Source organism: Streptomyces sp. AP-93 (genome assembly GCF_022808175.1).
In the GTDB taxonomy this organism is placed as follows: Bacteria; Actinomycetota; Actinomycetes; order Streptomycetales; family Streptomycetaceae; genus Streptomyces.
In genome coordinates this window covers 38,060-50,809 of the sequence record NZ_JALGBX010000036.1, presented here as the reverse complement: position 1 = coordinate 50,809, position 12,750 = coordinate 38,060, and the positions used below count along the sequence as shown (strand labels likewise).

10 protein-coding genes and 1 pseudogene are annotated in these 12,750 nt (G+C 73.3%); 6 read left to right on the top strand and 5 right to left on the bottom strand.

Annotated features, from left to right (window positions below; translation table 11 throughout):
* The first annotated feature begins 29 nt into the window (after positions 1 to 29).
* A complete protein-coding gene (locus MTF69_RS38735) occupies positions 30 to 1,316 on the top strand; it encodes a transglycosylase family protein (RefSeq protein WP_243341381.1) in 1,287 nt (428 codons plus the stop codon).
* A 192-nt stretch (positions 1,317 to 1,508) separates the two neighbouring features.
* Here the strand turns inward: MTF69_RS38735 and MTF69_RS38730 are convergent.
* Positions 1,509 to 2,234: pseudogene (locus MTF69_RS38730) on the bottom strand (DMT family transporter); the annotation flags it as partial.
* 200 nt (positions 2,235 to 2,434) lie between these two features.
* Here MTF69_RS38730 and MTF69_RS38725 point away from each other — a divergent pair.
* Positions 2,435 to 3,922: an SDR family NAD(P)-dependent oxidoreductase gene (locus MTF69_RS38725; RefSeq protein ID WP_243341380.1), complete on the top strand. Its 1,488-nt coding sequence runs from the start codon at positions 2,435 to 2,437 to the stop codon at positions 3,920 to 3,922.
* Between the two features lie 103 nt (positions 3,923 to 4,025).
* Here the strand turns inward: MTF69_RS38725 and MTF69_RS38720 are convergent, their stop codons facing one another.
* Positions 4,026 to 4,388: a hypothetical protein gene (locus MTF69_RS38720; protein ID WP_374325353.1), complete on the bottom strand. Its 363-nt coding sequence runs from the start codon at positions 4,386 to 4,388 to the stop codon at positions 4,026 to 4,028.
* 312 nt (positions 4,389 to 4,700) lie between these two features.
* Here MTF69_RS38720 and MTF69_RS38715 point away from each other — a divergent pair, with 312 nt between their 5' ends.
* Both MTF69_RS38715 and MTF69_RS38710 read left to right on the top strand, forming a co-directional pair.
* A complete protein-coding gene (locus MTF69_RS38715; RefSeq protein ID WP_243341379.1) occupies positions 4,701 to 4,877 on the top strand; it encodes a hypothetical protein in 177 nt (58 codons plus the stop codon).
* Positions 4,878 to 5,120: 243 nt separating this feature from the next.
* Positions 5,121 to 6,104, top strand: a complete 984-nt coding sequence (locus MTF69_RS38710) for an NAD-dependent epimerase/dehydratase family protein (protein ID WP_243341378.1) — start codon at positions 5,121 to 5,123, stop codon at positions 6,102 to 6,104.
* Here MTF69_RS38710 and MTF69_RS38705 read toward each other — a convergent pair.
* The 3 genes from MTF69_RS38705 to MTF69_RS38695 are packed head-to-tail and all read right to left on the bottom strand — an operon-like array spanning position 6,090 to position 9,144.
* Entirely contained in the window at positions 6,090 to 7,565 is a 1,476-nt protein-coding gene (locus MTF69_RS38705) for a lipase maturation factor family protein (protein ID WP_243341377.1), read from the bottom strand. The genes MTF69_RS38710 and MTF69_RS38705 overlap by 15 nt on opposite strands.
* On the bottom strand, positions 7,523 to 8,125 hold the full coding sequence (locus MTF69_RS38700) for a DUF1990 family protein (RefSeq protein WP_243341376.1): 603 nt from the start codon (positions 8,123 to 8,125) through the stop codon (positions 7,523 to 7,525). The genes MTF69_RS38705 and MTF69_RS38700 overlap by 43 nt, the downstream gene beginning before the upstream one ends.
* Positions 8,122 to 9,144, bottom strand: a complete 1,023-nt coding sequence (locus MTF69_RS38695; RefSeq protein ID WP_243341374.1) for a YndJ family protein — start codon at positions 9,142 to 9,144, stop codon at positions 8,122 to 8,124. Before MTF69_RS38695 ends, MTF69_RS38700 begins: the two co-directional genes overlap by 4 nt.
* 175 nt (positions 9,145 to 9,319) lie before the next feature.
* Between MTF69_RS38695 and MTF69_RS38690 the strand changes: the two genes are divergently transcribed.
* Complete coding sequence (locus MTF69_RS38690) at positions 9,320 to 10,618, top strand: DUF6777 domain-containing protein (protein WP_243341372.1); 1,299 nt, start codon at positions 9,320 to 9,322, stop codon at positions 10,616 to 10,618.
* A gap of 7 nt (positions 10,619 to 10,625) precedes the next feature.
* Positions 10,626 to 12,689, top strand: coding sequence for a SpoIIE family protein phosphatase (locus MTF69_RS38685; protein ID WP_243341370.1), 2,064 nt, complete (start codon positions 10,626 to 10,628; stop codon positions 12,687 to 12,689).
* The last annotated feature ends 61 nt before the right edge of the window (positions 12,690 to 12,750 follow it).

Below are 12,750 nucleotides of genomic sequence, written 5' to 3'. Positions count from 1 at the left end.
TCCTGATGTCTTCGACGGGGGTAGCTCCCATGGGTGTACGGGGCCGGCACCGCCGGTATCAGCCGAGCGGCATCAACCGTGCTTCGCTCGTCGTCACCGCAGGCGGAGCCGGGATCGCGCTGCCCCTGATCGGAGCGGGCACGGGGCACGCCGCCTCGCTGGACACGTGGAGCAAGGTCGCCGCCTGCGAATCCACGAGCAACTGGCACATCAACACCGGCAACGGCTACTACGGCGGACTCCAGTTCAGCCAGAGCACCTGGCGTGCCTTCGGCGGAACCGCGTACGCCGCCCGCGCCGATCTGGCCACCAGGGAACAGCAGATCGCCGTGGCGGAGAAGGTGCTGAAGGGTCAGGGCCCGCAGGCCTGGCCGGTGTGCGGCAAGAAGGCCGGACTCAGCCGCAGCGGTCCGGCGCCCGCGCTCGGCGCGCAGGGCAAGGCGACGGGCCCGGGGAAGGCGACGGGCCCCGGGAAGGCGACGGCTCCGAAGGCCGCGGCCCAGACCGCTCCCAAGGCCGCCCCGAAGGCGGCTCCGCAGGCCGCCGCGCCGAGCACGGCGCCCCGCCCGACCGGGACTTCCGTCCTGCCGAACCCCTATGTCGTCGCCCCCGGCGACTCGCTGTCGGAGATCGCCACAGAGCAGCACGTCGAGGGCGGCTGGCAGTCCCTGTACGCGACCAACCGGGCCGTCGTGGGCGGCGATCCGGACCTGATCTTCCCCGGGCAGCGGCTCACCCTGCGCGTCACGGCGGCGCCGCCCGCGCCGAATCCGGAGAAGCCGCCGCGCACGGCGGAACCAGTGAAGCCCGTGGCACCGGCGAAGCCCGCCGAGCAGGCCGGTACGAAACCGGCCGAAAAGCCCGCGGAGAAACCTGCCGAGAAGCCGGCGGAAAAGCCGCAGACCCCCTCCGGGGCCTTCAGCGCCCCGGTCGACGCGGGCCTCGGCACCTCCTACCGGGTCTCGGGCTCGGCCTGGTCCAGCGGCTACCACACCGGCATCGACTTCCCGGTGGCCACCGGCACCACCGTCAAGGCCGTCAGCAGCGGGCAGGTCGTCTCAGCGGGCTGGGCCGGTGCGTACGGGTACCAGGTCGTCATCCGGCACACCGACGGCCGGTACTCCCAGTACGCGCACCTCTCGGCGCTCTCGGTCAAAGCCGGCTCGGCGGTCTCCGGCGGACAGCGGATCGGCCGCTCGGGCTCGACCGGCAACACGACCGGGCCGCACCTGCACTTCGAGATGCGCACGGGACCCGGCTACGGGACCGACATCGACCCGCTGAGGTACCTGCGGGCCCACGGAGTCTCCATCTGAGGCAGGGGCCGAGGCGGAAGCCGCAGTACGGGCTTCCGCCGGTGCCGGCATCGGAACCGGTGCCGGTCCTGACGCCACGGGCACACGCGTGTCCCGGGGCGCGATGGTGAGCAGGACGAGCCCGGTCGCCGCCGTCGCCGCGCTCACCAGCGCCGCGGCGGCGCCGGCCGCCCCGTAGCGGAAGCCCTCGTCGAACAGCGCGATGCCGACCGCCGCCGCGACCACCGGGTTCGCCACCGTCACGGTGGCCAGCGGCGCGGTCAGCCCGGCGCCCCGGTAGGCCGCCTGCGACAGCAGCAGTCCGGTGGCGGCCAGCGCGGCGATCGCGGTCAGCTCGGGCCACAGCGCGACCAGCGCGTCCGGGGCGAAGCTCTCGGCGACCGACTTCGTGAACACCGAGGCCATCCCGAAGGCCGCCCCCGCCGCCGTGGCCAGCAGCACGCTGTGAGCGGTGACCCGCCGCACCCGGCGCGCGGCCAGGAACAGTACGGACACCAGGGCCCCGGTCGCCGTCAGGAGCAGGCTCTGCTCCCCGCCCGACAGGGACTGCTCGGCCCGCCCGCCGCCGCCCGTCAGGGCCAGCAGCCCGGCCAGCCCGGCCGTGGCCAGGAGGGCCCCGCGCCAGGCGGCCGCTCCGGCCCGCCGTCGTACGAACACGGCCGCCATCGGGAGCGCGAACACGATGGTGAGAGCGCCGAGCGGCTGCACCAGGCTGAGCGGCCCGTAGGCCAGCGCCACCACGTGCAGCAGGGCCCCGAGGCCGTTCAGCGCGATCGCTCCGTACCAGGCGGGCCGGCGCACCGGGGCGTACGGCAGGCCCGTCGTACCGGACGCGACCCGCTCCTGGACGATCGCGCCGGCCGCGTACGCCACGGCGGACACCAGGCACAGCAGGACCGAAAACGCTAGGGCACTCATAAAAGTCACAATGCCCGAGTCCGGAGAGCTATTCCTCCCCCTAGAGGCGGGGACGGCTACGTCCCTGGGCGTACTCCGAACGCAGTAGCCGGGAGCGGAGGAGTGCGTTTGTCTTCCCGCGCGGTGGATCCGTACACTAGCCCTTTTGGGGACTTCCGCATCCGGCGGACGCGGACGACTGATCAAGGAACGCAGCGGGTATGACGGTGACCGAAGACAGCCAGGAGCAGGGCCACGCCTTCGGGCCGGGCATCGACCCCGACCGCCTGGCCCTCTGCCTCAGCGTGCTCGACGAGCTCGACAAGATCGACGTCGACCACCCGGACGCGATCACCGTGCGCCGCGCCACCGCCGGCCTGTACCGGACGGTCAAGCAGCGCCGCCGCCAGGACCGCCGCGCCGCCAAGACCGCCAACGACAAGGCCGTCACCGAGGCGACCGCGACGGGCTCCGCCGAGCGCATCGACGACGAGACCGAGGGCCTGCTGCCCTCCTCGGTCACGGAGACCGGCCGGATCGCCGGGATCCTCGAGCGCCCGCGCTCCTGCTACGTCTGCAAGACGCGGTACGTCGAGGTCGACTACTTCTACCACCAGCTCTGCCCGAGCTGCGCCGTCGAGAACCGGACCAAGCGGGAAGCCCGTGCCGACCTCACCGGCAAGCGCGCGCTGCTCACCGGCGGCCGGGCCAAGATCGGCATGTACATCGCGCTGCGGCTGCTGCGCGACGGCGCGCACACCACGATCACCACCCGCTTCCCCAAGGACGCCATCCGCCGCTTCAAGGCGATGGAGGACTCTGCGGACTGGATGCACCGCCTGCAGGTCGTGGGCATCGACCTGCGCGACCCGGCCCAGTCCGTGGCGCTCGCCGACCAGGTGGCCGCGGGCGGTCCGCTCGACATCCTGATCAACAACGCGACGCAGACCGTGCGCCGCCTGCCGTCCGCGTACGCGGCGCTGGTCGAGGGGGAGAGCGCCCCGCTGCCGGCCGGCGAGCTCCCCGCCCACCACGTCATCGGCGCCTTCAACTCCGGCGCGGTCGACGGCCTGGCGGCGCTGCCCGTCGGGGTGAGCGGGCTCGAGGCGCAGAAGGTCGCCGACCTCGCACTGGTCGCGGGCAACGCCAGCCTGGAGCGGCACCTCGCCGGTACCGCCATCGACGCGGGCGGCCTGCTGCCCGACGTCGTCGACAGCAACACCTGGGTGCAGACCATCGACCAGATCTCCCCGGTGGAGCTGCTCGAAACCCAGTTGTGCAACTACACGTCGCCGTTCATCTTGATCAGCGCGCTCCGGCCGGCCATGGCCAAGGCCGCCCGAAAGGCGGCGGGCGGGCGGGCGTACGTCGTGAACGTCTCGGCGATGGAGGGCGTCTTCAGCCGCGGCTACAAGGGTGCGGGGCACCCGAACACCAACGCCGCCAAGGCCGCGATGAACATGGTGACGCGGACCAGCGGCCAGGAGATGTTCCAGACCGACCGGATCCTGATGACCTCGGTCGACACCGGCTGGATCACGGACGAGCGCCCGCACTTCGACAAGCTGCGCCTCGCCGAGGAGGGCTTCCACGCCCCCCTCGACCTGGTCGACGGCGCGGCCCGGGTCTACGACCCGATCGTCCGCGGCGAGCTCGGCGAGGATCTGTACGGCGTCTTCCTCAAGGACTACGCACCCGCCAACTGGTAGGCCGCGTGCCCGGGGCGCCCGCCTCCGAGCCGCGTCACCTGGCCCGCGTCAAACGAGCGCCCCCGGTCCCCCTCCCGCGAGGGGGACCAGGGGCGCTCCCCGTTCAGGCCGTCCGGCCGTAGGCCCCCGCGGCGACCAGTTCCAGCACCGGGCGCCAGTCCTCCAGGACGCCCGCGTCCAGGCCCGCGGACCGGCCCGCTTCGGCCGCGTGGCCGAGGGACTCCGCGTCGGGGTCCGGCCCGGGGGCGGGTGCGCCGGGCCCCTGGAGCCGTACGAGCCGGGCCACCCGCTCGCCCAGCAGCGGGCGGATCGCGTCCGCGGGATGGTCGATCAGCAGGCCCGCGACCTGCAGTTCCTTGTCGAAGGGGTGCGAACGGCGCAGCAGCGCCGCCACCCGCAGCCCATGGCCGTCACCGTGCCCGCCCCGCAGCAGGTCCATCAGTTCCCCGACGCTTGCGACGACCACCGGCACTTCGGACTTCGCCACTGTCGTTCCTTCCGTCGCCCGACCGCGTATCACCCGTATGGCGCCGTCGAGCAGATCAGCCGTACACGACGCGCCGCCGTGCAAGGTGATGAACTCGTGGAGAAAACAAGCTGTCCGGAGTGGATTTTACCTTTCCATCGAGCGGGGGTGCGCTCATATGTGTACTCTGATCGCCATGAGAGCCCCACACGGGCACTCGCTCCACCAAGGCGCCACCGCGTCCGGAAACCCCCTCTTCCCGCACCGGCGCGCGGTTCGCCCGCCGGGTTACGCGACACAAAGGAGTGCGCGGTGACGCCAGAACTGACGACCACGGACCAGGTGCCCGGAGAACGGACGGGGCCGCGGAGTGCGAAGCGCCCCGAGACCCTCGGCAACCTGGAGGTCTGGGCCCGGTCCGCCCCGATCCGCCTCGCCGGCTACGAGGACGACCTCGCGGAGCCGCACATCCTGCCCGGCATCGACTAGAGGCATCGACTAGACCCGTACGGTGCGGTCCGCCCGTCGTCCCGGTGAAGCCCCGGGGCGACAGGCGGCGCCCTTTTCCCGCAGCTGATCAGCCGTCAGGACGCTCCCCTCGGGGGACGGGTGGCAGCGTCCGCTCCATGCCGGACGGCGCCCGGAAGTTCCCCGTACCGGTACGCCGTGGGCGTCATCGCTGTGGGCGATCAAGGGTTCCGCGCACCCCCGGTCCCGGGCAGGCTGACCTGTATGAAGCTGCTGATGCTGGGTGGAACCGAATTCGTAGGGCGCGCGATCACCGAAGACGCCCTGAGCCGCGGTTGGGACGTCACCGTCTTCCACCGCGGGCACCACGCACCCCCGCCGGGGACCACGGCCCTGCACGGGGACCGCACCGCGCCCGGCGGCCTGGACGCCCTAGCCGAGGGGGAGTGGGACCTCGTCGTCGACACCTGGAGCGGCGCCCCCACCGCCGTCCGCGACAGCGCCCGTCTGCTGCACGGCCGGGTCGGCCAGTACGTGTACATCTCCAGCCGCTCGGTGTACGCCTACCCCGCACCCGCCGGTCTGGACGAGGACGGCCCGGTGGTCGAGGGCTCGCCCGACGCGGACGCCACCGCCTACGCCGAGGACAAGCGTGGCGGCGAACTCGCCGCCCTGGACGCCTTCGGCGACCGCGCCCTGCTGGTGCGCGCCGGGCTGATCATCGGACCGTACGAGAACGTCGGCCGGCTGCCCTGGTGGCTGAATCGCGTCGCCCGCGGCGGCCCCTTCATCGCCCCCGGGCACGCCGATCTGCAACTGCAGTACATCGACGTGCGCGACCTGGCGCGCTGGACCCTCGACGCGGGAGCGGCCGGGCTCGGCGGCGCCTACAACCTGGTCTCCCCGGCCGGCCACGCCACCATGGGCAGCCTCCTGGAAGCCTGCGCCTCCGCCACCGGCGCCGAGTTCGAACCGCGCTGGACCGACTCGGCGGCGATCGAGAAGGCCGGCATCGAGCCCTGGACCGAGCTGCCCATCTACCTTCCCGAGGGCGAGCTGCACGAGTACATGTTCGGCGGGGACGTCACCAAGGCCCTGGCGGCCGGCCTCGTCTGCCGCCCCGTGGAGGAGACCGTCGCCGACACCTGGACCTGGCTCCGGGCGCTCGGCGGAGTCGCCCCGCACCGGACCGACCGGCCGCAGAAGGGCATATCGGCCGAGCGGGAGGCGGCGCTACTCGGGCTCTGACCGGGGCTTCGGCCGGGGATCCGACCGGGGCTCCGACCAGGACGCCTCCGCGAGCCGGGTCGGCGGCAGGTACTCGCGCACCAGCGTGCGGTGCCACCACGCCCCGGTCTCGCGGAGCTCCCGCCAGGTCGTGAACCGGTAGCGGTACAGCCGCGCCCGGACGTAGAGCGGCGGCGCGTCCGGGAAGGGGTTGTGCCGGAGCAGCTTCAGGGTGTCCCGGTCGCCCGCGAGCAGCCGCTCCACGAACGGCCCGAACCAGTCGCGGGCGTAGCCGGGGGAGAGCGCCGCGAACCACATGAGCCAGTCGAGGCGCAGGTGGTACGGGGCGAACTGGCGCGGGATCCGGCGCACGTCACCCGGCTTGCCCTTGAAGCCGTACTCCCGCCACGCGCCGTCCTCCCGGGGCCGCCGCTCCGCGGTGCCCTCCACCACCACCTCCTCGCGGATCCGGCCCACCGTGCCGAACGCCCCGTAGGTGTTGACCAGGTGGAGGGGGTCGAAGGACCGGTTCATGACCTGGCCGCGCGAGATCATGTTGACCACCGGATGCCGGCTCAGCACGAGCACCAGCGCGGTCATCGCGCACACCAGCACCACGTACCAGAGCGGCCCCTGCCGGGAGGCGGCCGGCGGCGGGTCCCCCGCGAGCGCGCTGAAGTCGAAGGCCGGCAGGGCCGCCGTGATCGTGATCCAGTTCAGCCAGGCGAAGTTCCCCGACACCACCAGCCACAGCTGGGTCGCCACGATGATGCCCGCGGCGTACGAGGCCACCGGCTGCGGGGTGAACAGCAGGACGGGCACGACCAGTTGGGTCACGTGGTTGGCGGCGCACTCCACCCGGTGCAGCGGCTTCGGCAGATGGTGGAAGAACCAGCTCAGCGGACCGGGCATCGGCTGCGTCTCGTGATGGAAGTACAGGCAGGTGAGCCGGCGCCAGCAGGGATCGCCCCGCATCTTGATGAGCCCCGCGCCGAACTCCACCCGGAAGACCACCCAGCGCAGCAGCCACAGCACCAGCACCGGCGGCCCGGCCCGCGCGTTGCCCAGGAACACGGCCAGGAAGCCGACCTCCAGCAGCAGCGACTCCCAGCCGAAGGAGTACCAGGTCTGCCCCACGTTCACGATCGACAGGTACAGCAGCCACAGCAGCGCCCACATCGCCATCGCCGCGCCCAGTGGCACCGCGTCGCCGGCCCCCGCGGCGAGCGCCGCGGCCAGGGCCGCCCCGGTCCAGGCGCAGACGGCGAAGAACCGGTCGGAGTAGTGCAGGTGGAACAGGCTCGGGGCGCGCCGGAAGGGCACGTACCGCAGGTAGCGCGGCACGGGCAGCATGCCGTGCGCCCCGATCAGTGCCCGGAACTGCAGGGCGGCTCCGGCGAAGGCGACGAGGTAGACGCCGGCCAGGGCCCGCTGGAAGATCAGCCGTCCCAGCCAGTATCCGGGCGCCGTGAACCAGTCCATCCCCTCCAGTATCGGGCCGGAGCGGGCCGGGCGCCCGCGGCGAGCCGCCGCACGTACCGCCCGAGGTGGCGGGCGTAGGCCTGCTGGAGGAAGGGGACGGCCGGGCCCGCGAGGCGGGTGTACCAGCTCGCCGGGCGGCTGAAGGCGGTCACCTCGAACCACACCGAGCCGTCCGGCTCCATGTCCACCACGAAGGATTCCTCGCCGCGCTCGGGATGCCCGGTGAGCGTCCCGTACGCGAAACCGGTCCGCCGGGGCTCGTACGCGGTCCAGATGACCTCGCACGGGGCGTCGATCCGCACCGGGCCGATCCCGATCCCGACCACGACCCGGTCGCCGGGCCGGACGGGGAAGGCTCCGGCCGTGACGAGCATGCCCGAGGCGCGGTGCGCGCGGAAGGTGGTGACGGCGGCCCCGGCGGCGTCGAAGGCGGCCTGCCCGGACCCGATCCGGGTGCGGTGGTGGGTGAAGTTGTACCCGGCGGGCAGCGGGCGCCGGGCGGTCGCGCCCCGGTCGGGGTAGTTGAAGGTGCTGCGGCCTTCGCTGATGAGGCGGGTCATGCCGGGATCTCCGTTCGGTCGGGCAGGGCGGCGGGTCGGGGCGGGGCGGCCCCCGCGGGCGGCCGGGGTGGGCGGGCGGCCAGGCGGCGCCAGGCCAGCAGCGAGCAGAGGCCGAAGCCGAGGGCGTTGCCGAGGCCGTGGGTCGCGGCCATCCAGGTCAGGGTGGGATGCGGGATCCCGGTGGCCTCGCCGAGCGCCCACCACAGGGCGAGCAGCATGGTGGCCACCAGAACGGCCGCCGAGACCGCGAGCAGCGTGCCGGTGAGCCGGTCGCGCACGGCGGCCCCGGGGCGGACGTCCCGCCAGGTCAGCAGGGCTACCGCCCACATGCCGCCGGTCAGCGTCACCGCGCCCACCAGCTCGGCCCAGTCGTCGATGAAGTAGCCGAGCAGCACGAGCGCCGTCCCGGCCGGCACGCTGTACGCCGCCCAGCGCGCGAGGGCTCCGGCGCTGGAGGCCCGGCACACCAGCCCGGCGACCAGGGCCGCGGCGAAACCTGCGAAGTGGAAGTGCGGCACGGTCAGGGCCAGGATGTCGAGGCCGAAGCCGAAGAGCCGGTATCCGGCGCGTTCGGCGACCAGGGCGGTCCCGGCCACCGAGGGCGCCACCAGTGCGGTGAGCACGGCCACCTCGGCGGGTCCGAGAGCCCGCCCGGGCGTGCCCGCACGGGTCGGATTCCGCACCGGCGGAACCACGGCCCGCGCGGGCGGAACCAAGGCCCGCACCGGCGGAACCAAGGCCCGCGCCGATGGAACCAAAGCCCGCACCGAAGGAACCAAGGCCCGTGCGGCCGGCGCCACGGCCCGTACCGCGAGGGCCAGCGTGGCCGTCGCGTAGAGAACGGCGAGGGCCGTGGCCGGGGCTCCCCGGGGCAGCCACAGGCAGACCGCTCCGGGGGCTGCGAACAGCGGCCACAGCCGGGCCGTCCGGCCGAACCGGAGCGGATCGATCAGGCGCAGGCCGGCCGGGACGACGTACAGCATGCCCAGGGTGACGATCAGATTCACGAGCACGGTCACCGAGGATCCCCCTCCCAGGAACGAACGCATTGAACGCGTTCAACTCACGAGCGTGAGCCTAGACCCTCTCTTGAACATGTTCAAGAGAGGGCTCGGTGCGTGGATCTCCGGTTGCGGCCACCCCGGACATGCGGCAGACAAGAGGGAGCAACCGGGGCGAAAAGGGAGATGCAACGTGTACGCACCGACACCTCGTCAGGCGCCGCGTCGTCACGCACCGGGCCGAGCGGCCCTCTTCACCGTCCTCGGACTCCTCGCCGCGGCCTGCGGGGCCTCCGGCGAAGAGGGACGGACCAAGGGCCCCGCCGCCGAGAGCCAGGACGTCCACCTCCAGCCCGTGGCCTCGGCCGGCCCGGACCCCTTCACCACCTCCTCCGCCACCGGCGAATCGGCCCCCGTCCAGCCCCCGCTGCCCAACGCGACCGGCCAGGGCATCCGTACCGTCAACGCGGCCACCCCCGGCCTGTACGGCGGAACCCAGCGGCTCGGCAGCTGCGACGTGGAGGCACAGGTCCAGTCCCTGACCGCCGACGACGCCAAGGCCCGCGCCTTCGCCGAGGCCTCCCAGCTGGAGCAGCAGCAGATCCCCGACTTCCTGCGCGGCCTCACCCCTGTCGTGCTGCGCGCCGACACCCGGGTGACCAACCACGGCTTCGTCGGCGGCAAGCCGGGCGCCTTCCAGTCCGTCCTTCAGGCCGGCACCGCCGTCCTCGTGGACGACCACGGAATGCCCCGCGTCCGCTGCGCCTGCGGAAACCCGCTGGCCTCGCCGCGCGCCGCCCCCGGCGCGCCGGTGCTCAAGGGGGAGCCCTGGAGCGGCTACCAGCCCACCCAGGTCGTGGTCATCGAGCCGACCATGCAGGTGATCAACAACCTGGTCATCGTCAACATCGCCGACAACACCTGGATCGAGCGCACGGCCGGCGACGACGGAGCCCAGGACCGCGCCCCGCAGACGCCGCCCCCGTACGACCCGGCCGACGGCATCCCCGCCGGGCCCGCGACCCCGCCCGGCACCGCGCCGGCCGACCCGTGCCGGACCCCTGAGAGCAACAGCCTCGCCCGCACCGAGCCCCCCACCGGCCCGCCGAGCCCCGGCCGCAGCCCCGCCCCGAACGCGGCCGACTGCCCGCCGAGCTCCCCGCAGACGGCCCCGAACACCCCGAACACGCCGAACACCCCCGTCACCCCCGACCAGCCCTCGTCCGGCATCCCCTCGGGCCCGCAGACGGCCCCGCCGCCCGCCACCGACCAGCCCTCGGACGTACCCACCGACATCCCCTCCGACCTGCCCGGCCAGACCCCGAGCGACCCGGGGACCCTGGTGGGCCCCGAGGGGGCGTCGCCGCAGCCGAGCGACCCGTACGCCGATCCGTACGCGGACCCCTACGCCGACCCGTATGCCGACCCCTACTCCGTCCCCGAGCAGCAGCCTTCGGCCCCGTACGACGGCCAGTACCTGGAGAGCGCCTGACCGGCCCGTGTGTCATGGTGGACCGGTGCCGACCGCCGTATCGCTGCCGGAGGACTGGCCCGCACACCCGGACCGGTCGCTCTCGCTGAACCGCATGGGCAGTTTCGACTGGGACCTGGTCACCGGTCTCATGCACATGGACTCGGCCGCCCTCGACGTCTTCGACACCACCCCCGAGGAGTACGACGGCCGGCCCGGCTCCCTCTCGCCGCGCGTCCCGCCCGCCGAGGGTGCCCGGCTCGACGCACTGGTCTCCTCGGCCCTCAAGAGCGGGGTCGACAGCTACGGCGCCTACTTCCGCATCCGCTGCCACGACGGCGCACTGCGCTGGACGCACACCCAGGGACGGGTCATGCGCGGCCCGGACGGCCGCCCGTACCGGATCATCGGCATCGTCCGCGACGCCACCGAGGAGCTCAGTCATTCGGCGGAACGCCTCGGGCTGGACGAGGAGCGGCGCCGCCAGACGTCCGTGGTGGAGAGCACCACCGCCGCGCTCGCGCACGCCCGTACCGTCCAGGACGTCATCGACGCGCTCGGCGACGCCCACGGCCTGGAACGGCTCGGATCCATGGGCATGGTGATGGGACTGGTCGAAGCCGGCCGGATCCACCTCGTCGCCGAGGGCCCCGCGGGCAGCTTCGTCCCCGGCACCCGCTACACCCGCATCGACGAGCAGTACCCGATGAGCGAGGTGGTGCGCTCGCTCCAGCCGCGCTTCCTGGACTCCGCGGCGGAGTTCGCCGCCGGCTACCCCGGGCTCTGGGCGAAGATCTCGTCCATGCACATCTCGGCGGCCGCCTACCTGCCGCTGATCGCCCAGGCCCGCCCGATCGGCGCGATCGGCCTGCTCTACCGGGACAAGGACGGCTTCACCCAGGAGGAGCGGAACCTGCTCGTCGCGCTCGGCAGCAGCATCGCGCAGAGCCTCCAGCGGGCGATGCTGCTGGAGCAGGAGCACGATCTGGCGGAGGGGCTCCAGCAGGCGATGCTGCCGCGCCGGATCCCCTCGGTGCCGGGCGCCGAGATCGCCGTACGGTACCGCTCGGCCAAGATGGGCCAGGACATCGGAGGCGACTGGTACGACGTCATCCCGCTGCCCGGCGGCCGGGTCGGCGCGGTCATCGGCGACGTCCAGGGCCACGACACCCACGCGGCGGCGGTCATGGGCCAGCTGCGGATCGTGCTGCGCGCCTACGCCGCCGAAGGGCACTCGCCCGCCACCGTCATGGCCCGGGCCTCCGTCTTCCTGCACGAGCTGGACACCGACCGCTTCGCCACCTGCACGTACGCCGAGGCCGACCTCTCGACCGGCGTGCTCCAACTGGTCCGGGCCGGCCACATCGACCCGTTGCTGCGCACCCGCGAGGGGGACTGCGAACGCCTCGCCCTGGAGGGCGGGATGCCGCTGGGGCTGTCGGCGGAGTTCGGGCTGCTGGAGTACCCGGTGACGACGGTCGAACTCGGGCCCGGGGAAACGCTTCTGCTGTGCACGGACGGCCTCGTGGAACAGCCCGGAGCCGACCTCGACGACGGCGTCCGGCTCCTCGCCTCCCTCGTCCGCACCGGACCGGCCGACCTGGCCGTGCTCGCGGACCGGCTGTGCGAGGTCGTGGACGACCGGGGCGGCGACGACGACATGGCGCTGCTGCTGCTCCGCCGCGACGCCGAGGAGGTCCAGCAGGCCGGCGGACGGCTCCAGCAGCACGTGGCCCCCGGCGATCCGGAAGCCCTCGTGTCGGCCCGCCACATGATCGGCGCGGCGGTCCGGGCGTGGGGAGCCCGGGACCGGGCGGACGAGATCGAGCTGATCGCCGACGAGCTCATCGTCAACGCCCTCATGCACACCGACGGCCCGGCGATCGTGACCCTGCGCGTCCTGGCCGGCCCCGAACGCAGACTCCGCGTGGAGGTCGAGGACCGCTCCAGCGCCCTGCCCCGGCGCAGGGAGGCGGGCGACTCCGGCGTCTCGGGACGCGGGCTGATGCTGGTGGACCGGCTGGCGGACGTCTGGGGCGTGGAATCGCGGGGCAGCGGCAAGTGCGTATGGTGCGAGTTCACGATGCCGTGAACCGTGGCCCCTGTAGGCGTCCTGTACGTCGTCTCCTGTAAGGGGCGCCCCCCGCTCCCCG